At 54.0% G+C, this 20,902-nt stretch carries 22 protein-coding genes; all 22 read left to right on the forward strand.

Annotation, left to right across the window (positions count from 1 at the left end):
* Positions 1-8: 8 nt before the first annotated feature.
* The 22 genes from MK323_03230 (at position 9) to MK323_03335 (ending at position 20,892) form a co-directional block, all read left to right on the forward strand.
* Positions 9-848: a CBS domain-containing protein gene (locus MK323_03230; GenBank protein MCH2481174.1), complete on the forward strand. Its 840-nt coding sequence runs from the start codon at positions 9-11 to the stop codon at positions 846-848.
* The gene (gene lnt, locus MK323_03235; protein ID MCH2481175.1) at positions 778-2,385 is read left to right on the forward strand and encodes an apolipoprotein N-acyltransferase; all 1,608 of its coding nucleotides are present in this window, start codon (positions 778-780) and stop codon (positions 2,383-2,385) included. Before MK323_03230 ends, lnt begins: the two co-directional genes overlap by 71 nt.
* A 33-nt stretch (positions 2,386-2,418) precedes the next feature.
* The gene (locus tag MK323_03240; protein ID MCH2481176.1) at positions 2,419-3,324 is read left to right on the forward strand and encodes a 5'-nucleotidase; all 906 of its coding nucleotides are present in this window, start codon (positions 2,419-2,421) and stop codon (positions 3,322-3,324) included.
* 91 nt (positions 3,325-3,415) lie between these two features.
* Positions 3,416-4,795, forward strand: coding sequence for a DegQ family serine endoprotease (locus tag MK323_03245; protein MCH2481177.1), 1,380 nt, complete (start codon positions 3,416-3,418; stop codon positions 4,793-4,795).
* Positions 4,796-4,852: 57 nt separating this feature from the next.
* Positions 4,853-5,545, forward strand: a complete 693-nt coding sequence (rpe, locus tag MK323_03250) for a ribulose-phosphate 3-epimerase (protein MCH2481178.1) — start codon at positions 4,853-4,855, stop codon at positions 5,543-5,545.
* Positions 5,542-6,261, forward strand: coding sequence for a phosphoglycolate phosphatase (locus tag MK323_03255; GenBank protein MCH2481179.1), 720 nt, complete (start codon positions 5,542-5,544; stop codon positions 6,259-6,261). Before rpe ends, MK323_03255 begins: the two co-directional genes overlap by 4 nt.
* 180 nt (positions 6,262-6,441) lie before the next feature.
* Positions 6,442-7,935: an anthranilate synthase component I gene (trpE, locus tag MK323_03260; protein MCH2481180.1), complete on the forward strand. Its 1,494-nt coding sequence runs from the start codon at positions 6,442-6,444 to the stop codon at positions 7,933-7,935.
* A gap of 42 nt (positions 7,936-7,977) precedes the next feature.
* Positions 7,978-8,544, forward strand: coding sequence for an aminodeoxychorismate/anthranilate synthase component II (locus MK323_03265; GenBank protein ID MCH2481181.1), 567 nt, complete (start codon positions 7,978-7,980; stop codon positions 8,542-8,544).
* Between the two features lie 2 nt (positions 8,545-8,546).
* Complete coding sequence (gene trpC / locus MK323_03270) at positions 8,547-9,356, forward strand: indole-3-glycerol phosphate synthase TrpC (GenBank protein MCH2481182.1); 810 nt, start codon at positions 8,547-8,549, stop codon at positions 9,354-9,356.
* A 19-nt stretch (positions 9,357-9,375) separates the two neighbouring features.
* Positions 9,376-9,792, forward strand: a complete 417-nt coding sequence (locus tag MK323_03275) for an OsmC family protein (GenBank protein ID MCH2481183.1) — start codon at positions 9,376-9,378, stop codon at positions 9,790-9,792.
* Between the two features lie 47 nt (positions 9,793-9,839).
* Positions 9,840-10,907, forward strand: a complete 1,068-nt coding sequence (locus MK323_03280; GenBank protein ID MCH2481184.1) for an AI-2E family transporter — start codon at positions 9,840-9,842, stop codon at positions 10,905-10,907.
* Positions 10,908-11,077: 170 nt separating this feature from the next.
* A complete protein-coding gene (locus MK323_03285) occupies positions 11,078-12,349 on the forward strand; it encodes a cyclopropane-fatty-acyl-phospholipid synthase family protein (protein MCH2481185.1) in 1,272 nt (423 codons plus the stop codon).
* The gene (locus tag MK323_03290) at positions 12,350-12,679 is read left to right on the forward strand and encodes a DUF2007 domain-containing protein (protein MCH2481186.1); all 330 of its coding nucleotides are present in this window, start codon (positions 12,350-12,352) and stop codon (positions 12,677-12,679) included.
* Positions 12,680-12,850: 171 nt separating this feature from the next.
* Complete coding sequence (locus MK323_03295) at positions 12,851-13,159, forward strand: DUF4389 domain-containing protein (protein ID MCH2481187.1); 309 nt, start codon at positions 12,851-12,853, stop codon at positions 13,157-13,159.
* A 39-nt stretch (positions 13,160-13,198) separates the two neighbouring features.
* Positions 13,199-15,805: a leucine--tRNA ligase gene (gene leuS, locus MK323_03300; GenBank protein ID MCH2481188.1), complete on the forward strand. Its 2,607-nt coding sequence runs from the start codon at positions 13,199-13,201 to the stop codon at positions 15,803-15,805.
* Positions 15,805-16,395, forward strand: coding sequence for an LPS assembly lipoprotein LptE (gene lptE, locus MK323_03305; protein ID MCH2481189.1), 591 nt, complete (start codon positions 15,805-15,807; stop codon positions 16,393-16,395). Before leuS ends, lptE begins: the two co-directional genes overlap by 1 nt.
* Positions 16,396-16,423: 28 nt before the next feature.
* Complete coding sequence (holA, locus tag MK323_03310; protein ID MCH2481190.1) at positions 16,424-17,461, forward strand: DNA polymerase III subunit delta; 1,038 nt, start codon at positions 16,424-16,426, stop codon at positions 17,459-17,461.
* Between the two features lie 36 nt (positions 17,462-17,497).
* Positions 17,498-18,754, forward strand: a complete 1,257-nt coding sequence (locus MK323_03315; GenBank protein ID MCH2481191.1) for a glutamate-5-semialdehyde dehydrogenase — start codon at positions 17,498-17,500, stop codon at positions 18,752-18,754.
* Entirely contained in the window at positions 18,741-19,427 is a 687-nt protein-coding gene (gene nadD, locus MK323_03320; GenBank protein MCH2481192.1) for a nicotinate-nucleotide adenylyltransferase, read from the forward strand. Before MK323_03315 ends, nadD begins: the two co-directional genes overlap by 14 nt.
* The gene (gene rsfS / locus MK323_03325; GenBank protein ID MCH2481193.1) at positions 19,411-19,806 is read left to right on the forward strand and encodes a ribosome silencing factor; all 396 of its coding nucleotides are present in this window, start codon (positions 19,411-19,413) and stop codon (positions 19,804-19,806) included. The genes nadD and rsfS overlap by 17 nt, the downstream gene beginning before the upstream one ends.
* Positions 19,807-19,810: 4 nt before the next feature.
* Complete coding sequence (rlmH, locus tag MK323_03330; protein ID MCH2481194.1) at positions 19,811-20,302, forward strand: 23S rRNA (pseudouridine(1915)-N(3))-methyltransferase RlmH; 492 nt, start codon at positions 19,811-19,813, stop codon at positions 20,300-20,302.
* Entirely contained in the window at positions 20,299-20,892 is a 594-nt protein-coding gene (locus tag MK323_03335; GenBank protein ID MCH2481195.1) for a Maf family protein, read from the forward strand. Before rlmH ends, MK323_03335 begins: the two co-directional genes overlap by 4 nt.
* Positions 20,893-20,902: the final 10 nt, after the last annotated feature.

Raw genomic sequence — 20,902 nt, forward strand, 5'->3', positions numbered from 1 at the left:
CTCGGCTTATGTCAAATAGACAACAATGGTGGCGCCCAGTCATCGGTCAGTTGTGGCATTTTCTTCGTGGGGCACCGTTGAGTCGAGAGCAACTCTTTAAAGTGTTGCGACAGGCCCACCACAGGGAATTGCTGGATGACGATACCTTGCTGATGATGGAACGCGTCGCAGTGGTTTCCGACCTGCAGGTCGATCAGGTCATGGTTGCCAGGGCACAGATGGTCACTGTGGATTCCAGCCAGACGCTGGATGAACTGCTGCCGGTCATTATCAAATCAGCGCATTCGAGATTTCCAGTGACGGGCGGTGATCGCGATACAGTGCTTGGGATCTTATTGGCCAAGGATCTGCTGCGCCATCTTCGTGAAAGTGGTGACCGTGACCTGCCCTGGGAAAGGCTGTTGAGACCGGCTGTGTTTATTCCAGAGAGCAAACGTCTGAACGTGCTCTTGCAGGAGTTCAGGGCCAGTCGCAATCACATGGCCATTGTGGTGGATGAATATGGCGGCGTCGTTGGCCTGGTAACCATTGAAGATGTACTCGAACAGATCGTCGGCGACATTGAGGATGAGCATGATGTCGATGAAGGTGCCGGTATGGTTGTCCGTCGTGGTGCTGATTATTGTGTGGTAAAGGCAATGGTGTCGATCAGTGGTTTTAATCAAACCTTCGATACAAAACTGGACCCGCTGGAGTTCGACACATTGGGTGGGCTTGTTACGGCCGAACTCGGCCATCTACCGACCAGAGGTGAATCAGTGGACTTGCCCGGGATTCATGTCGAAGTACTCAGTGCCGACAGTCGCCTTCCCCGCTTACTGCGGGTCACTCGCAAGCCCTCGACTTGAAACCACCGGCGGTCGAAGTGGCCCGGCCAGCACATTGAGTGATAGCGGTCTACTGAGACGGTTCGGCCCAATTCTTACTGCTGTCGCGGTCGGCGGTCTGTTTCCGCTGGGTTTTGCACCGTTCGAGTATGCACTGGTAGCACCCCTGTCTTTGGCGGTACTGTTTTTGCTGTGGTTAACAGCCGGCCCCCTGCAGGCAGCTTTGTTGGGGTTCTGGTTCGGTATAGGCGCTTTTGGCGTGGGCGTATCCTGGGTTTATGTCAGTCTGCACGACTTTGGCCAGATGCCTGTACCGCTTGCCATCTTGGCCGTTGTGTTTTTTGTGTTGATCATGTCGGGATATATAGCAGCTACGGGGTGGCTGCAGTCCTGTTGTCGTCAGCATGGGTCAGCCCTGAGACTGCTGCTGATCATGCCCGCCTGCTGGATACTTGGGGAATGGCTACGCGGCTGGCTGTTTAGCGGGTTTCCGTGGCTCTATCTGGGCTATGGGTTGATTGACACACCGCTGGCGGCACTGGCGCCTGTTGGCGGCGTGTTGACTGTCGGTGCCGTGGGCGCTGCCGGTGGTGCAGCGGTCATGATGCTGATCACAGGGCCCCTACGAGATCGTGTCATTGCGGTTTGCACCCTGGTTGTCGTAGGAGCGGGGGTGTTGGTGCTTGATCGTATTGAATTTGTTCAATCTGCTGGAAAGCCACTTCGAATCGCGATCGTTCAGCAGAATGTTCCCCTCGAGCGCAAATGGTCTGCGGATAATCTTGAAGCAATCGCCCAGGGCTATTTATCGGTTTCCCGTCAAGTAGGGCAGGTGGACCTGATTGTTTGGCCCGAAGCAGCGTTGCCGCTTTACCATGACCAGATTCCGCCAGCCTATCTCTCGCAACTCAGGGCGCTGCCGGCCGACATATTAGTGGGGGTTCTGGAACGCACCCGAAACAACGAGAGAACAGAGTATTTCAATAGCGCACTGGGCCTGGGTGTAGTTGATTCTATGTACCGCAAACAGCGCCTGGTCCCATTCGGTGAGTTTCTTCCAATCCGCCCGCTCTTCAGTTGGGTACTGAACTATCTGAACATCCCGATGTCTGACTTCACGGCCTGGCCGACGGCACAACAGCCAATGCGTCTGGCAGGGCAACCCGTCGGCGTTTCGATCTGTTATGAAAATGCATTTGGGTATCTCATCAGAAAATCACTGCCAGCATCGGCGGTGCTGGTCAATCTCAGCGAGGAAGGGTGGTTTGGGAACTCTCTGGCCCCACATCAGCGACTGCAGATGGCCCGTATGCGGGCCATGGAAAGCGGTCGAGCACTGATCAGAGCCAGCAATAACGGGCTGTCTGCACTGATTTCTGCCGAGGGAAAACTACTCACTGTCGCAGCACAGTTTCAACCCGACACGGTTCGCGGTAGCCTTATTCCGATGGCCGGCATCACACCGTATGTACGCCTGGGCAACCTACCCATAGTGCTGCTGTCAGTATTGGTGATTGCAGGCTCATTCTTGAAGCGATTTTGGTGCCGTACTGCATGATGAGGGCTGAGCAGTCAGTGCTAAACTGCGCTGATGGAGACCCAATCTGATAACCGTCTGGTTGTGGCCATCTCTTCACGCGCGTTGTTTGATCTCGAAGAGAGTCATCGTGTTTTTACCGAAGAGGGTGTTGACGCATATTGTCGGTACCAGATCAGCCACGAAGACGAGGTTCTAAAGCCCGGCGCGGCTTTTTCGTTGACACGCAAACTGCTGAACCTTAACCGCTCAGCGAGAACCAGCCGGCGTGTCGAAGTGGTACTGATATCTCGCAACAGTGCCGACACCGGCCTGCGGATATTCAATTCGATCAGCCACTATGGGCTGGGAATTACACGAGCTGCATTTTCAGGCGGCGCCAGTCCGTTTCCCTACGTCGCACCGTTTAATGCCGACCTGTTTCTTTCTACTGATCCCCAGGATGTACGACGCGCTCTCGACGCTAACATCGCCGCCGCCACTATCGTGCCCTCGCAGATTGTTGATAGCGAGGATGATCAATTACGGATCGCATTTGACGGCGATGCCGTTCTGTTTGCTGACGATTCCGAACGGGTCTACCAGGAACAGGGTTTGGTCGCCTTCTCTGAATCCGAACGGGCAGCGGCAGCTTCACCCATGGTCGGAGGGCCGTTCCGCCATTTTCTTTCTGTTCTCCATCATCTGCAGTCTGATTGGCCAGAGGACTGTTCACCAATCCGTACCGCTTTGTTTACTGCCAGGAGTGCACCAGCACACGAGCGGGTTATCCGCACACTCAGGGCATGGAATATACGCATAGACGAAGCCGTTTTTCTGGGCGGGTTGGATAAAGGCGCCTTTTTGAAGACTTTTGGTGCGGACATTTTTTTCGATGATCAGACCGAACACTGCGAATCAGCGCGCCGGTTTGTGGCAACTGGCCATGTTCCACATGGGGTGGCAAACGAAGGTGGTTGATGGGTGTTTCGCTGTCGCTTGATATAATTCGTCTGCCGACTGTGTGGATGCGGAGCCGGTAGCTAAATTTCCTTTGCCTGTATTTAAAAAAATGAAAACACTAATTCGCCGGACCATAGCCTGTGCGTCGCTCATGTTGCTTCTGGGGCCGATGCAGTCGAACGGAGCGGGTTTGCCGCTGGCACTCGATGGTCAGACCTTGCCCAGTCTGGCTCCCATGCTGGAAGATGTACTACCCTCCGTGGTCAACATTTCGACCGAAGGACGGGTGTCAGTTGGCGGTAGTCCTTTTCAATCGGATCCTTTTTTCGAGCGTTTTTTCAATAGGCGCCCTGACAATCAGCCCAGACAACGCCGTACACAGAGTCTGGGATCAGGTGTCATCATTGACAGTGAATCCGGCTACGTGGTGACCAATCATCATGTGATCGAAAACGCGGACCAAATTCGCGTCCGTCTGGATGACGGCCGATCCTTTGAGGCAAAGGTGGTGGGTGCCGATCCCGAAGCCGACGTCGCAGTCATCCAGATACCAGCACAGGGTCTGCAGGCGATTAATATTGGCGATTCCGCTGCACTGCGAGTCGGGGATTTCGTGGTGGCGATTGGCAACCCGTTTGGGTTGAGTCAAACGGCGACGTCCGGGATCGTCAGCGCACTCGGCCGAAGCGGACTCGGTATAGAGGGCTATGAAGATTTTATTCAGACCGATGCATCCATCAATTTTGGGAATTCAGGTGGGGCACTGGTCAATCTGCGTGGAGAACTGATTGGGGTGAACACCGCCATACTGGCTCGAGGTGGCGGTAACGTTGGAATCGGTTTTGCCATTCCCGTCAACATGGTAATGAGCCTGACCGCGCAGATCATTGAGTTCGGTGAAGTACGGCGCGGTCGACTCGGTGTACACATTCAGGATCTGACACCGGAACTTGCTCAAGCGTTTGGAATTGAGACCGGCAGCGGCGCGCTGATTTCCAAGGTCATGCCGGATTCAGCGGCGCAGGCGGCAGATCTTCGGGAAGGCGATGTCATTACGATGGTAGATGGCCGAGCCATTAAAGGTGCCGCAGAACTTCGAAACGTCATTGGCCTGGCACGGGCTGATGAAGAAATCGAGTTGACTTATATTCGTGATCGCAAGTCGGTCAACAAGAAAATACGCATCAGGGCGATTGTTGCCGAATCCGGACGAGGAATTCAGATCAGCGAAAGCTTCGAGGGCGCTCGTCTGGAAGACGTTGACGACAGCAGCAGTCAGAACGGCCAACCCGGGATAAGGGTTGTAGAGGTCACCTCAGGCAGCCCCGCCTGGCAGTCTGGCCTGCGTTCGGGTGATGTTATTCTTTCGGTGAACCGGCAGTGGGTGTTTAGCCTGGAAGATCTGGTGCAGATCGTAAACGGTAGAACCCGCGGACTGTTGCTGAATATTCAGCGCGGTGAATCAGCTTTGTTTCTGGTAATACCGTAACGAGAAACTGATCCAGCATATGACCACTACGGTTCAAACTAAACCCCAACCAAGACCATGAAACAAGACCTTATCGCACCGTCTATTCTTTCAGCCGACTTCGCAAAGCTCGGCGAAGACGTCGAAGCTGTGATGGCATCCGGTGCCGATATGGTGCATTTTGATGTTATGGATAACCATTACGTTCCAAATCTGACAATAGGCCCTGTGGTTTGCCGAGCACTGCGCAGCCATGGTATCCAGGCACCCATAGACGTTCATCTGATGGTAAAGCCTGTGGATCGGATTATTCCCGATTTTGCCGATGCCGGAGCGACCTATATTTCTTTCCATCCCGAAGCCAGTGATCATGTCGATCGCACCCTACAACTGATTCGGGACAATGGATGCCGGCCTGGCCTTGTGTTCAATCCGGCCACGCCACTGGATTCCCTGCGCTATGCAATGCACAACGTAGACTTGATTCTTCTGATGTCAGTGAATCCAGGGTTCGCTGGACAAAAGTTCATCCCAACCACACTGGAGAAGCTTAAACAGGTTCGGGCGATGATCGAGGAGTCGGGTTTGGAAATACGGCTTGAGGTCGATGGGGGTGTCAATCTGGGAAACATCAGCTCCATCGCGCAAGCAGGTGCCGACACCTTTGTCGCTGGGTCGGCAGTTTTTGGTGCCGGCAATGATTCGGACCCAAACCGCTACGATTCAGTCATCGGCCAGTTGCGTGCTGCACTCGCCCAGGCCAGACGATGAGCCAGGCCGGCCTTGGTCCGGCCGGGCGATCCCTTTCACGACCCCTGTCGGTTCGTGCGGTACTGTTTGACCTTGACGGTACGCTGGTCGATTCCGCGCCGGATCTGACAGTTGCGACCAATAAGATGTTGAGTGCGCTGGGATACCCCCACGTGAACTGTACGCAAGTTAAGGGCTGGGTCGGTGATGGTGCACGCAGCCTGGTCATGCGCGCGCTGACCGCGAATTTTGGGAATGTGCCAGCTGAATCCTTGATCGAGCAGAGCTATGTGCTCTTTCAGCGCTATTACGCCGAATCAGTTTACCAAGACAGTACGCTTTATCCCGGCGTCCATGAAACGTTGCAGATACTGATATCCAGAGGACTGGCATTAGCCTGCGTCACCAACAAACCGAGCCGTTTTACCAAACCGTTGCTGGAGAAATCCGGGCTAATAGGGTTCTTCGGCGCTGTGGTATCCGGTGACGATCTGTCACTGAAAAAACCCGATCCGGCGCCACTTGAGTTTGCCGCCGAGCAATTGGGGGTGGCGCTGACAGCCTGTGTGTTCGTCGGTGATTCGACCAACGACATTCGTGCTGCCGGCGCTGCCGGGATCCCGGTATTGTGGGCTACCTACGGCTATGCCGGTCAGGACGATATCGAACAGGACGCAACTTATGGGGCAATAGATACGATGTTTCAGCTGTGTAAGTGCCTGCAAGTCGCCGGCTGAGTACAATAGCCCTAGATCTCCAGGAGATCGACAGCGCTATCGCTATCGCTGTTCATCAGTGGGGTGACAGCCTTCAATCCCCAATAACCTCACCATCGAACCATTTGTCGTGCTTACTGAACAACACCGTAGTCCACTGAGTCTTGCCGGAACTGCCTGCAGTTCAGGAGAAATTCTAAAATGATCAGCCGTTTAGACTATGACCGGTATCGGGCTGCGGGTTATAACCGTATCCCCATGGTAAGGACAGTGCTGGCCGATCTCGAGACGCCAGTCAGCGCGTATGCCAAACTTGCTCGGGGTGCATACAGCTACCTACTCGAGTCAGTACAGGGCGGCGAGAAGTGGGGCCGCTACTCGATGATCGGACTGCCGTGTGCAACGGTGATCAAGGTCGACGGTGATCAGGTCGTGATTGAAGAGGCCGGCGAGGTGATTCACAGCCAGTCCACCGATGATCCGCTGAGTGCCATTCAACAGATTCAGCATCAGTTCCGTGTCCCTCAGATCGATGGCATGCCCAGGTTTACCGGTGGTCTGGTCGGTTACTTCGGCTACGAAACAATCAATTATGTAGAAACCCATCTGGGGGAGACCGCCAAACCCGATCCAGTTGGAGCGCCGGATATTCTGCTGATGGTGTCAGATGAAGTCGTGGTGTTTGATAATCTCAGTGGCCGGCTCCATGTTATCGTCCACACCGATCCTGAAACAGAGGATGCTTTTGAAGCCGGTAATCACCGTTTAGACGAGCTGGCGAATCAGATTCAGCAAGAAACGGTGTCGGCAGCAGTACCAACGACTGCGCCGGTTGCAGAGGATGATTTTATCTCTTCCTTTGAGCAAACCGAGTTTGAAGCTGCTGTTGAAGTGGCCAAGGAATATATTCGCAGCGGCGATGTTTTTCAGACAGTGCTGTCACAGCGTCTGTCCATACCTTTTCGAACCGAACCTCTCACCATGTACCGGGCACTGCGCACAGTTAATCCGTCGCCCTACATGTACTATCTTGACCTGGAGGATTTCCACATCGTCGGTTCCTCGCCGGAAATTTTGGCCCGACTGGAAGACGGACAAGTCACGGTACGGCCCATTGCGGGCACCCGCCGTCGGGGACACACCGATGAAGAAGATCTGCATCTGGAGCAGGAATTGATCTCTGATCCCAAGGAACTTGCCGAACACCTGATGCTGGTGGACCTCGGGCGTAATGACGTTGGCCGGATCGCCCAGATCGGTTCGGTCAAACTGACTGCAAAGATGGAAATCGAACGGTATTCACACGTAATGCACATTGCCTCTAATGTGGTGGGACAACTGCGTGATGACTATGATGCGATTGATGTACTCCGCGCAACATTTCCAGCCGGGACCGTGTCCGGCGCACCCAAGGTACGCGCAATGGAGATCATCGAAGAGCTGGAACCAGACCGTCGTGGTATTTATGCTGGAGCGCTGGGTTACATTGGTTGGAACGGGAATATGGATACAGCGATCACGATCCGTACTGCGATCATTGCCAATGGACGGCTGTACATTCAAGCCGGTGCTGGCATAGTTGCCGACTCGATCCCTGCGCAAGAATGGAAGGAGACGATGAACAAAGGTCGAGCGGTGTTTCGCGCAGCAGCGATGGCGGCACAGGGGCTCGATCTGGCAGTGCTTGATCGCTAGCACGGGTGGGCACCTGGCCAGGATGATCGAGGAAATTCAGACATGTTGCTCATGATCGACAATTACGATTCGTTTACCTACAACCTAGTGCAGTATCTGGGTGAGTTAGGCCAGGAAGTCATCGTTTACCGAAACGACCAGATCACCCTCGACGAAATAGACAAAATCGCACCCGACCATATCGTGATTTCACCGGGGCCGTGTACACCGAATGAAGCCGGCATCTCGGTAGATCTGGTCAAGAAATTTGGTGAACATATTTCCATACTGGGCGTTTGTCTGGGGCATCAGAGTATCGCCCAGGCCTTCGGTGGCGTCATCGTGCGAGCGAGGCAGTTGATGCACGGCAAAACCTCTATGATCACGCACCAGGGTGAAGGATTGTTCGGGGGGGTGCCGAGTCCTTTTCAGGCAACCCGGTATCACTCGCTGGTGGTTCAGGAGGCTTCACTGCCGGATTGTTTTGAAATTACGGCACGGGCCGATGATGACGAAATCATGGGTATACGGCACCAGGATTGGCCACTCCAGGGGGTTCAGTTTCATCCCGAATCCATACTCACTCAGTATGGTCACCAGCAACTGCAGAATTTTCTTGACGGCGCTTAGCCATGGAAAGGCCCCGCGCCGATATTCTGGAACGCATACTTGACCGTAAACGGGAGCAGATTTCGGAGTTGCGTGGGACGACATCACAATCAGCCCTTGATCGACTGGTTGCGTCCCAGGAGCCACCGCGCGGATTTATAGATGCTTTGTCGACCCGCGCCTCGCAGGGCAGTGCCGCGGTGATCGCTGAGATCAAAAAAGCTTCACCCAGTCAGGGCGTTATACGTGCCGACTTCGATCCGACCTCAATCGCCTTGAGTTATGCCAAAGGTGGTGCGGCTTGCCTTTCAGTACTGACGGAGCCTGATTTTTTTCAGGGTCGGGCCGAAGATCTTGTGACTGCACGCTGCGCCAGCAGGTTACCGGTTTTACGCAAAGATTTCATGATTGATCCTTTGCAGATCGCCGAATCCCGAGCTATGGGTGCGGACTGTATACTGTTGATCGTTGCGGCGTTAGATCCAACGACTATGGCTGAGCTGGCAGCGGCTGCAACTGACTACGGCTTGGATATACTGATCGAAGTGCATGATAGGAACGAACTCGAACTGGCTCTGGCGATCAAACCGAAAATGATTGGTGTTAACAACCGTGATCTACATACTTTCGAGACAACGCTGACAACAACGCTCGATTTGTTGCCTTCGATACCTAGTGATGTTCTCGTGGTCACGGAAAGCGGAATTCAGACAGCCCAGGATGTTGCTTTGATGCGCCAGAGCGGTGTGAGTAGTTTTCTGGTTGGTGAAGCGTTTATGCGGGCTGAAGAACCAGGCCAGCGGTTGGCTGAACTGTTCGATCTCACACACTAAAGCGGATACGGTTAATCTGATGCACGCAACGGTGACGGTCACGGCGGACAACGCACTGTTGGGTTCATCAGATAGCGGTCATCGAGTGACTATGGACATGGCACCTGATCTGGGGGGTCAGAATCAGGGCCCGCGACCCATGGAAATGTTACTACTGGGTATGGGTGGCTGCACGCTCATCGATGTGATGTTCATCCTGCGCAAATCGCGTCAGGCATTCAGTGATATGCGAGTGGAAATAGAGGCACAACGAGCCGAAGAAATACCGCAGGTCTTCACCCGGATTCACGCTCATTTTGTCGTCAGTGGCAACGACCTCGATCCTAAAAAGGTCGGCCGGGCGATTGACCTTTCCGCTGAAAAATACTGTTCAGCATCCAGGATGCTGGGTGCGGTTGCAGTACTTACCCACGACTTTGAAATAGTGGCAGACTAAGGCCCTGACGCCTCATGTCTTGGCACTGACTACCGGAATCCTGGCGCATGGAATTAATTACAAGCTGGTTCAAGCAACATTTTTCAAACCCTCAGGTTGTGTATTTGGGGCTGTGCCTCCTGGTGTTATTCGCGGTGCTAATTCTGATGGGTCACATGATTGGTCCCTTACTCGTCGGAATCGTGATCGCTTATTTGTTGGAAGGGCTGGTCAGTAAATTAGAGCGTATGAGGGTACCCCGATTAGTTGCAGTCTTGATCGTATTTATCTTATTTCTGTTGTTTGTTGTCGTGATATTGTTTGGATTGTTGCCGTTGGTGTCGCAACAGGCCACCCAGCTTGTACAGCAGATTCCCAGCATGTTGGGGAAAGGGCACGCTGCTATGTTGAAACTTCCGGATATGTATCCAGACCTCGTTTCTCAAACCCAGATCGACGAGATCATGACAGCCATGCGTTTAGAACTGACATCTTGGGGTCAGGCGATAGTTTCGATTTCTATGTCATCAGTTGTCGGACTAATCACGGTGCTGATTTATCTAGTGTTGCTGCCACTACTGGTATTTTTTTTCCTCAAAGACAAACAGACGATGATGCGGTGGTTAAGTCGCTTCGTGCCCAAGGAATACCAATTGGTAGAAAAGGTCTGGATCGAAGTCGATCGACAGATTGGCAACTATGTCCGCGGCAAGTTCTGGGAAATTGTTGCCGTCTGGTTTGCCTGTCAGATCAGTTTTTCGCTCCTGGGTCTCGAATATGCGACCTTGCTGGCCATGGTTGTTGCATTGTCAGTCCTAATTCCTTACGTTGGTGCTGCAGTGGTCACAATTCCCGTGGTATTGGTGGCATGGTTTCAGTGGGGTTGGGGTAGCGAATTTGGTTATTTGTTAGCTGCATATGTTGTTATCCAACTATTAGATGGTAATTTGTTGGTTCCTATTTTGTTTTCAGAAGTCAATAATCTGCATCCCGTTGCGATCATTTCGGCTGTTTTGATCTTTGGGAGCTTGTGGGGCCTGATCGGCGTATTTTTCGCGATACCACTCGCTACATTGGTCCATGCGGTGATCAATGCCTGGCCAAAAAATATCGGAGCGCATCCTGTAGTTGATTAACCCGTGTGAGGAGGTTGATGCGAGTGAAGCACCATCTGCTCCGTCCAGAATTCGTTTGTCGGTAAGGGGTTGGTTGACCCGGGCATTTTCATTTGATGCCGGCCTTGACGACTCACGACGACAAGGTATTATTGAGAGCAGTTTAGGACATGATCAGGTTGTTTCTAGCGTTGAATAGCAGAGATTCAACAGTCAGCAGCAGAACCACCGCGGGTCAGAGCGTCAGGACCGGCGACTCAATAGCCAAGGGGTCCTCACATGCGTACGAGCGTTGGGGTCTGTACCAGTTGGTTCAGCAGCTGGGCCATCCTCAGGTATCGATACGCCTGTGGGACGGCTTTAGCATTCCGCCTCGTCAGGGAGAATCGCTGGCGACAGTCAAAATTCACAGTCATCGGGCCCTGAGACAGTTAGTCCTGAAAGGCGATGTTGCGTTTGGTGAAGAGTTTGCAGCAGGCAATATCGAGGTCGATGGCGATCTGGTCGATCTGCTGGTTGAAGTGTATGGCAGCCGGGCACGACAGCGGTCATTTCTTGGAGGTGTGCTTAAACTTCTATTCCGCAATAGACCACGCAGTAACACACTGCAGGGCTCACGTGACCACATTCATCATCATTACGATATCAGTAATGCATTCTACAAGTTATGGCTGGACTCTGAGATGCAGTACACCTGTGCCTATTTTCCGGAGCCCGATATGAGTCTGGAAGCGGCACAACAAGCCAAAATGGATCACATCTGTCGAAAATTGCAGCTTAAATCGGGTGACCGGGTGGTAGAGGCGGGCTGTGGCTGGGGATCACTCGCTCGACACATGGCACTCCATTACGGTGCCAAGGTGACAGCCTGGAACATCTCTCATGAGCAAGTCAGGTATGCAACCGAGCGGGCAAAAGCAGAAGGGTATGATGACAGGGTGCGCTACGTGGAGGATGACTACAGGAACGCCAGTGGTGAATATGACGTATTCGTATCGGTAGGTATGCTGGAACACGTAGGCAAACAGAACTATTCAGCTTTGGGTTCGGTAGTTGACACGTGCCTTGCGGCAGATGGCCGGGCGCTGATTCACACGATTGGTCGAAACCAACCGAAGCTGATGAATGAATGGATTGAACAAAGGATATTTCCGGGTGCCTACCCGCCGACTCTACGAGAGATGATGGATATTCTCGAGCCAAACAATTTTTCAGTGCTTGATGTTGAAAATCTCAGGCTGCACTATGCGCGGACACTGGAACTTTGGCTGGCGCGTTATGACGAAGCCAGCAATGAAGTGGTCGGGATGTTTGACCCGGTGTTTACTCGGGCCTGGCGACTTTATCTGTGTGGATCGATTGCCGGCTTTCTCCACGGATCGTTACAAGTCTTCCAAGTTCTGTTTGCCCGCGGTCAGGACAACACCATCCCCTGGTCAAGACAGCACCAGTATCTCTCCTGAGTGGCAGTTACAGCAACGATGCGCCGCGTCTACACTGCTGCAACGCTGCCGGAAGCGCACCTGATCCGGCAACAACTTGAAAGCGCCGGTATCAGTGCTCAGGTATTTAACGAGAACGCGCAAGGCGCCATCGGAGAACTGCCGGTCACCGATGCCTGGCCGGATGTTTGGATCGTTCAGAATCATCAGTTTCGTGCTGCCCGGGCAGTGATTGAGCGTTACGAAGCCAGCCCGGAAGACGAACAGTTATGTAATTCTTGCGGTGAGATCTCCCCAGGCAGTTTTGAACTGTGCTGGCACTGTCATGCGCTCCTGCCGACACAGGCTTGAGGGCGCGTCAGAAACCGGCTCAAGAACTCGATAAGATCGGGCAGTTCGATTTCGGGGGGGTTAGTCGCCCAATCTGTCAGACTGGGCTGGTGCGGCGAAAACGGTTCAATATAGTAAAATCAGGCCACCCGAGATCGGACTGGCCGGTCTTGGGGTCGGATATCAAGGACAATGGACGCACACGAACCAACTGAACTTCGGACCGGCGAGACCTGGTTGCGCCTGGCGGTGATGCTCGTTTACTTCTTTATGGTGTTTTACGTGGTGAAGTTCCTGGTTGGAGTGAGTATGCTCTTTCAGTTTGTGTTGGTCGTCTTCAGGGGCTCAGTCAACATCCGACTCAAAAAGTTTACTGCGGATCTCAATCTGTTTGCATACAGCGTGCTGCAATACGTATCTTGGAACACCGATCAACGACCTTTCCCGTTCTGTGACTGGCCCTGCGCGGAGGATCTGTCCGTGCCCGCTAAAGATCGCTGAGCGTGACAGGTTCGACTGCTTGATTCCCATACCAGATCGATGAACCGTTCGATAGACGAACGATACGACCCACAGGCCATCGAACAGCAGGTCCAGGACTACTGGTTGCAGAATCACAGTTTTGAAGTGACTGAGGACCCTACCCGGGAAAAGTTCTACTGCCTTTCGATGTTGCCCTACCCCTCAGGCCACCTCCACATGGGCCACGTGCGCAACTACACCATCGGTGATGTCATGAGCCGATATCAGCGCATGTGCGGTCGTAACGTGCTCCAGCCCATGGGCTGGGATGCATTTGGCCTGCCGGCGGAAAATGCCGCGATCCAACGCAAGGTTCCGCCATCGGAATGGACCTACCAGAACATAGAGCATATGCGAGGGCAGCTGAAACGCATGGGTTTTGCCTATGACTGGACACGAGAAGTCACCACCTGCCGGCCCGAGTATTACCGGTGGGAGCAGTGGTTTTTTACGCGTCTCCTAAAGAAAGGGCTGGCCTATCGGAAAAATGCAGTGGTGAACTGGGACCCGGTTGATCAGACCGTGCTGGCGAACGAACAGGTTGTCGATGGCAGAGGCTGGCGTTCCGGTGCAGAGGTAGAGAAGCGAGAAATACCGCAATGGTTCATACGGATCACAGCCTATGTAGACGAACTTCTGGAAGAACTCGACCAATTAGACGGTTGGCCCGATTCTGTAAAGACCATGCAGCGAAATTGGATCGGTCGGTCGGTGGGCCTGGAAGTGGATTTTGCACTCGCTGACGGGGGGGATCCGCTGAGGATTTTCACCACCCGGCCGGACACCCTTTTCGGCGCCACCTTCATGGCGGTTGCAGCCGACCACCCACTGGCGCGCGAAGCGGCCGGCGGGAACACAGCAATAGCAGACTTTCTCGAGCAGTGCCGAACTGGAGGTATCAGTGAGGTTGACCTTGAAGCAATGGAAAAGAACGGCCTGCCACTGGGTGTGAATGCGGTAAATCCTCTCAGCGGAGAACATATTCCAGTCTGGGTCGCGAACTTCGTGCTGATGGGCTACGGTACCGGTGCGATCATGGCTGTTCCTGGCCACGATGAAAGGGATCATGCGTTCGCGCAACGTTACGAGCTTCCTATACAGCAGGTTATTGCTCCAGCAGACGGCAGCGTAATTGACGTAATGACGGCCGCGTGGGTAGACAAACAGAACATAGTGACGGTTAATTCAGGGACGTTTAGCGGTCTTGATTATGATGCGGCCTTTGAGCGCATTGCCGATCATGTCGAAGCTTTGGGCATTGGCCGGCGCCAGGTTAATTATCGCTTGCGGGACTGGGGAGTATCCCGGCAGCGCTACTGGGGTTGCCCAATTCCAGTCGTGCACTGTGAACATTGTGGAGACGTCCCAGTCCCAGATGATCAACTCCCGGTTCTTCTGCCGGAAGATGTCACATTTATGGGCGTACAGTCACCCATTAAAGCAGACCCACAATGGCGGCAGACAGCCTGCCCGCAGTGTGAGCGACCCGCAGAACGTGAAACCGACACGTTTGACACTTTCGTGGAATCCAGCTGGTACTACGCCCGCTATTGCACACCGGGTGCCGATTCGATGCTGGATGAACGCGCCGATTACTGGCTACCTGTAGATCATTACATCGGTGGTATAGAACATGCGGTGATGCACCTGCTGTATTTTCGTTTCTGGCACAAACTGATGCGCGATGCGGGTATTGTCAGCAGTGATGAGCCAACCACGAAGCTTCTCTGTCAGGGGATGGTTCTGGCCGAGGCGTACTATCAGGACAGTCCGGAAACCGGTAGAACCTGGATCCGACCCGACGAGGTACGGGTCGAGCGTGACGAAAAAGGGAAAACGATCAGCGCGGTGTGGTTGCACGATGGCACAACGGTTAACCCCACAGGCTGGACCACCATGTCGAAGTCCAAAAACAATGGCGTAGATCCGCAAGACATGGTGGATCGTTACGGTGCCGACACGGTGCGTCTATTTACAATGTTCGCATCACCTCCGGACCAGACCCTGGAGTGGAATGACGATGCTGTTGCGGGCTCATTGCGCTTTCTGCGGCGGTTATGGGCGCTGGCCCATCGTCACCAGTCGTGTCTTTCAGACGTAAACGACGTAAATCAAGACCTCGAATGGGACGCCGAAACCCGTGAGATCCGTCGACTGGTCTATACAGTGCTCCAGCGAATCAATCGGGATATGGCACGGAATCAGTTCAACACAGTGGTCGCCGCCAGTATGGAACTGTTTAATGGACTCGATCGTTTTGAGCCCGGCGAGGATCCTGCCCGTCAATCTGCGCTGCGTGAGGCGATGGATATTCTGATACGAGTGCTGTCGCCAGTGGTACCCCATATTGCGCACAGTTTGTGGCAGCTCATGAATCCGGGCGCTGAGCTTCTCGATGCAAGTTGGCCAGAAGTCGATTTCACAGCGCTGCAGGCATCCACCTGTAAGCTGGCTGTTCAGGTTAATGGAAAACTGCGTGGTCAAATCGAGGTCGCGATAGATGCTGATGAACTGCAGATCCGAGAACAGGTGTTGGCCGATGAAAAGATTGGTCGCCATATAGGTGAATCAGAGATCAAACGATTTATCGTGGTGCCGCAGAAACTCGTCAATGTGGTGATCTGATGAACACGCCAATCAAGGGGGCGGGGGGCGGTTTCATCGTTGACAGCGGGGTCGCGCCACTGGGCAGATACAAAGTCCAGATCTTGCTTGGGGTCTTATACCTCCTGCTCCTGGCAGGGTGCGGGTTCCACCTGCGCGGTGAGATGGTGTTATCGCCCGTACTGACCGCACCCTATGTCAATGCGGCTGATGCCGAGTTCAAAGCGGATCTCACGAAAGTCTTAAATCGCAGTGGCATCATGGCAGTCAATGACCCCGACAATGCGAGCGCTATTATCGATCTTGTCAGTGTCAAGTATGATCGTCAGGTACTGTCTATAAACAGTCGTGGACAGGCAACTGGTTACATTCTGACCTATGAAGTACTCTGCCGCTTTGTGGATCGGGCCGGTCGTGTTCTTACGAGCCCCGCCCGCCTTAAGCTAAGCCGGACGCTGGAGTACCAGAGCACCCAGGTACTGCAGAAGAAACAAGAAGAAGATGCCTTACGTGCACGTATGCGTGACGACCTGGTGCAGCAGATCTTGCGTCGCCTCAACAGTGTGTCGCAAGCTCCCCCTGGAGGTTTGAAAACAGAGCGTTTTTCTTGATGCCGGCAGGAATAAGGATGATCAACTTGTGCGAGTAAACCCATCTGCACTCGCTGCCCGGCTGGAGAAGGGACTGGTCGGTGCCTACGTTTTGTTTGGTGCCGAACCGCTAATGCTCGAAGAGGCGGCCGATCAGATTCGTGTGGTAGCACGTCAGGCAGGGGTTGATGAAGTACGTTCGTTGACCGCCGGTATCGATTTGGAGTGGTCAGAATTGGATGGCAACGCTCGTTCGCTGTCATTGTTTTCGAGTCGTCGTCTGATCGAAATCCGGTTACCGACGGGTAAGCCGGGTGATGCTGGTTCGAAGGCAATGCTGACCTATTTGGATGAGAAAGTTGAAGACACTATCCTGGTCGTTATCGCGGGGCGGATCGATAAGCGGGGTCAGTCCAGCAAATGGTTCAAGGCCATGGAAAAAGAGGGACTGGTAGTCGAAGCCCGAGCCCTGACACGCGATCAGTTGCCGCGATGGATCGAGCAGCGTCTTAACACTCAGAAAATTGCCGCGACTCCAGGTGCAGTCCAAAGGCTTGCCTATTACGCTGAGGGTAACCTGATGGCCGCAGCACAGGAGATCAGTAAACTGGCACTCGTACTCGAGACTGGCGCGACGCTGGACGAGAAACGACTGGATGAACTTACCCAAGATCAGGCCCGTTTCAGTGTCTACAATCTGGTGGATACCGCACTGTCGGGGGATGAGATCAGGGCCCTGCGCATATTGAGTGTGCTACGGCGGGAAGGCACCGAGTCGGTGCTGTTACTGTGGGCCTTCGCGCGCGAGGTCCGGACCCTGGAAGCGATCTCAGCTGCGCTTGCCGGCGGAGAATCACAGGCGGCCGTATTCCAGCGCCATCAGGTTTGGCGCAGCCGTATCACTTGTGTGAAAGCCGCGCTTAGGCGTCATCCCCATGACTACTGGGCGGCGTTGTTGTCTCGACTGTGCCAGCTGGATTATGTGGTTAAGGGTCGCAAAAGCGCAGCCGGCAATGTCTGGGCTGAGCTCGAACAGGTGCTGTTGTCGGTTTGTGGTATAAATACCGTGTCTGGAAGTTTGACTTAACACATTGAAAATATGAAAGAAGCGCTCGACAGTTGCATCGATCTATCACAGTACGTTCGCAACTGTGGTAGGGCAGCCCGCACGGCCAGTCGGATTGTGGCACAAGCGTCGACGCGTCAGAAAAACGAAGCGTTGTTGGCTATGGCGCAGGCTATTGCCGCGGGTCAAAACCAGATTCTGGAGCAAAACCGCCTGGATGTTGCAGCCGGTACACAGCAGGGGTTGGCTGACGCGCTGCTCGACCGCTTGGAACTGACGCCTGATCGGGTCGCGTCAATGGTACTGAGCCTGCAACAGGTTGCGTCGCTGCCGGATCCGGTGGGCGAGATCAGTGATATGAATCGCAGGCCTTCTGGCATCGAGGTCGGCCGCATGCGGGTGCCTTTGGGTGTGATCGGCATCATCTATGAGTCCCGGCCGAACGTCACAGCTGATGCAGGCGGGTTATGTCTTAAATCGGGGAATGCCGCCATTCTGCGGGGTGGCAGTGAGGCGATTCGATCTAACCTCGCCATCGCTGGGTACCTGCAAGAAGGCTTGCAGGCGGCAGGCTTGCCTGTGTCGGCCATACAGGTGTTCGACAACACCGACCGCAGTGTGGTGGGTGAGTTGCTCGGGATGTCTGAATTTGTCGATGTCATTGTGCCACGCGGTGGTCGTGGCCTTATCGAACGGGTGAGCCGTGAATCGACAATACCCGTAATCAAACATCTCGATGGAAACTGCCATGTTTACGTTGATAGCGCAGCGGATATCGACCAGGCTGTCGCCATTGCCTTTAATGCCAAGTGCCGGCGTTACGGTGTATGTGGCGCAATGGAAACCTTGTTGCTGGCAGAATCCGTTGCTGAAAAGGTACTGCAACGTTTGGTTCCCAAGTATCGGGTTGAAGGTGTTGAAATCCGCGGTTGTGAACACACCAGGCAACTGGTGCCCGACGCGAACGCTGCCACCGAGGAGGACTGGGGCACGGAGTTTCTGGCTCCTGTTCTGGCTGTACGGGTGGTCGCAAACCTCGATCAGGCAATTGAGCACATCGAACGTTATGGTTCTGGCCACACCGATGCGATTGTGACCCAGGATCTGGAGACCAGTCGACGCTTTCTGCGGGAAGTCGATTCCAGTTCGGTCATGGTTAATGCATCGACTCAGTTCGCCGATGGTTTTGAATACGGGCTTGGTGCGGAGATCGGAATCAGCACAGACAAACTGCATGTCCGCGGTCCAGTTGGATTGGAAGGGTTGACCACTCGAAAGTTCATCGTACTTGGCGCTGGTAGTGTGCGATCCTGAAGCCTCGGGAGCAGCCGTCGTCGACAGAACGGATACGAGTCCCATCATGGGTATTTTTGGGGGTACATTCGATCCCGTACATGACGGTCACTTACAGGTGGCCGATGCGGTCAGGCGGCAACTGCCGATGGACAAAGTGCTGTTTATCCCGGTTTCGGTACCTTTGCTGAGAGAAGAACCGCTGGCCGACCCTGTCCACCGACTTGAAATGGTTCGCCTCGCAGTTGACGGTTGGCCAGGGTTCGAGGCAGACGACCGGGAAATCAGGCGCGCGGGGCCATCTTATACCGTGTTGACGCTTGAAGAACTGAGACAAGATTGGCCAACGCTGCCGCTTTGCCTGATTCTGGGAATTGACACGGTTTTGCGTCTGACCGAATGGTACCGCTGGACCGAATTGCTGGAACTGGCCCACATCGCAGTTATGGGCCGGCCGGGCTGGCGTTTACCTGCCGTTCTGCCCGACTGGTGGATACAGGCCAGGGCCGACACGGCCGATGATCTGGTTAAGCGCACAGCCGGATGGGTCGTCTGTGTCGATGTTCCCCTGTTGGATATCTCATCAACGGGTGTTCGTACTGAGATATTGCAGGGCACAGTGAATACTGAGATTTTGCCCGAACCGGTCGCAAACTATATTAAGGATAATGCACTGTATGGCTACCACAGCTGATCCCAGCGCTTCAAGCACAGAAGATCTCAAGGCCATGGTTTTAGCTGCACTGGAGGATGCCAAGGCCAACGATATTCGACAACTCGATGTCCGGGGTCTTACTGACATCACAGACTGGATGGTGGTGGCCAGTGGTACTTCCACGCGTCATGTTCTCGCCCTTGCAAATCATGTACGAACCCAGGTGAAGGCGCAAGGCCTGTTGCCCATTGGTACCGAGGGCGAATCCGGCAGTGACTGGGTATTGTTAGATTTTGGTGATGTTGTGGTTCACCTGATGCTACCCGATACCCGGGGGTTTTATGACCTGGAAGGATTGTGGGACGATCGTTTGTCGAGAGTGGTGCAGCTCACACGGGACGGACAGACTGACCTTTGAATTGATGCGCCTACTGCTTATTTCTGTGGGCCGGCGTATGCCGACGTGGGTTAATGAAGGCTTTGCTGACTATGCACAACGGCTTCGGGGTTCGGCCCGTCTGGAACTGGTGGAAGTGGAACCGGGCAAACGCAGCCAGAAAACAGATGTGGAGCGGCTGGTTCGTGAGGAAGGTGAACGTTTACTGTCGGTGGCTCCACCAGACTGCAGACTGGTTGCACTGGATATCATGGGAAAACAATTGTCCAGCGAAGACCTTGCACAGAAACTCGGCAACTGGATCGATCAGGCTCAGGATGTCGCACTTCTAGCCGGTGGAGCCGATGGCTTGTCTGCACAGGTGCTCGAACAAGCTGCCGAATGTTGGTCATTGTCCAGATTCACCCTGGCCCATTCCTTGGTCCGAGTGGTTATTGCTGAACAACTCTATCGGGCCCACAGTATTGTTATGGGGCTGCCTTATCATCGGACCCGGCGACCGACAAAAAGGACCTGACTGTGCCTCTGTGCCTTGCATCGGCTTCTCCCCGGCGGCAGGCCTTGTTGAATCAGATTAAGGTGCCTTTTACGGTTCTGGTTGTCGACCTTGATGAGACACGGTTACCGGATGAACCCGCAAATCAAATGGTGGTACGCCTTGCCAGCGGTAAAGTCAAAGCCGCAGAATCCTGGTTTGCCGAGCGCGGCAAATCAGTGCCACCCATTCTCGGAGCGGATACCTGTGTCGTGATTGACAAGGAGATATTGGGTAAACCGGGTTCGCGTCGTGAAGCGGCCTGTATGCTCCACAAGTTGTCAGGCCGGATGCATCAGGTCTACACGGGCATCGCCTTGGCGTCGGGCCCGACCACCCAGACTCAGACAGTCATGAGCGAGGTGACATTTACACAGCTAACGAGCGTTCAGATCGAGAACTACTGTGCCAGCATGGAGCCTTACGATAAGGCCGGTGCCTACGCGATACAAGGTGTGGGTGCAACATTAATCAGCCACATCAGCGGAAGCTACTCGAATATTATGGGATTACCTCTCCACGAGACATACGCGCTGTTAACTAAGGCCCGTCTGGTCCCTGTCATCAAATAGTGCAGTCGGT

The organism is Gammaproteobacteria bacterium (assembly GCA_022450155.1).
GTDB lineage: Bacteria > Pseudomonadota > Gammaproteobacteria > Arenicellales > UBA868 > REDSEA-S09-B13.

Coding starts and splice junctions, on each gene's coding strand:
- MK323_03230 (MCH2481174.1), top strand. CDS start 9: ATGTCAAATAGACAACAATGGTGGCGCCCAGTCATCGGTCAGTTGTGG.
- lnt (MCH2481175.1), top strand. CDS start 778: ATGTCGAAGTACTCAGTGCCGACAGTCGCCTTCCCCGCTTACTGCGGG.
- MK323_03240 (MCH2481176.1), top strand. CDS start 2,419: ATGGAGACCCAATCTGATAACCGTCTGGTTGTGGCCATCTCTTCACGC.
- MK323_03245 (MCH2481177.1), top strand. CDS start 3,416: ATGAAAACACTAATTCGCCGGACCATAGCCTGTGCGTCGCTCATGTTG.
- rpe (MCH2481178.1), top strand. CDS start 4,853: ATGAAACAAGACCTTATCGCACCGTCTATTCTTTCAGCCGACTTCGCA.
- MK323_03255 (MCH2481179.1), top strand. CDS start 5,542: ATGAGCCAGGCCGGCCTTGGTCCGGCCGGGCGATCCCTTTCACGACCC.
- trpE (MCH2481180.1), top strand. CDS start 6,442: ATGATCAGCCGTTTAGACTATGACCGGTATCGGGCTGCGGGTTATAAC.
- MK323_03265 (MCH2481181.1), top strand. CDS start 7,978: ATGTTGCTCATGATCGACAATTACGATTCGTTTACCTACAACCTAGTG.
- trpC (MCH2481182.1), top strand. CDS start 8,547: ATGGAAAGGCCCCGCGCCGATATTCTGGAACGCATACTTGACCGTAAA.
- MK323_03275 (MCH2481183.1), top strand. CDS start 9,376: ATGCACGCAACGGTGACGGTCACGGCGGACAACGCACTGTTGGGTTCA.
- MK323_03280 (MCH2481184.1), top strand. CDS start 9,840: ATGGAATTAATTACAAGCTGGTTCAAGCAACATTTTTCAAACCCTCAG.
- MK323_03295 (MCH2481187.1), top strand. CDS start 12,851: ATGGACGCACACGAACCAACTGAACTTCGGACCGGCGAGACCTGGTTG.
- leuS (MCH2481188.1), top strand. CDS start 13,199: ATGAACCGTTCGATAGACGAACGATACGACCCACAGGCCATCGAACAG.
- lptE (MCH2481189.1), top strand. CDS start 15,805: ATGAACACGCCAATCAAGGGGGCGGGGGGCGGTTTCATCGTTGACAGC.
- rsfS (MCH2481193.1), top strand. CDS start 19,411: ATGGCTACCACAGCTGATCCCAGCGCTTCAAGCACAGAAGATCTCAAG.
- rlmH (MCH2481194.1), top strand. CDS start 19,811: ATGCGCCTACTGCTTATTTCTGTGGGCCGGCGTATGCCGACGTGGGTT.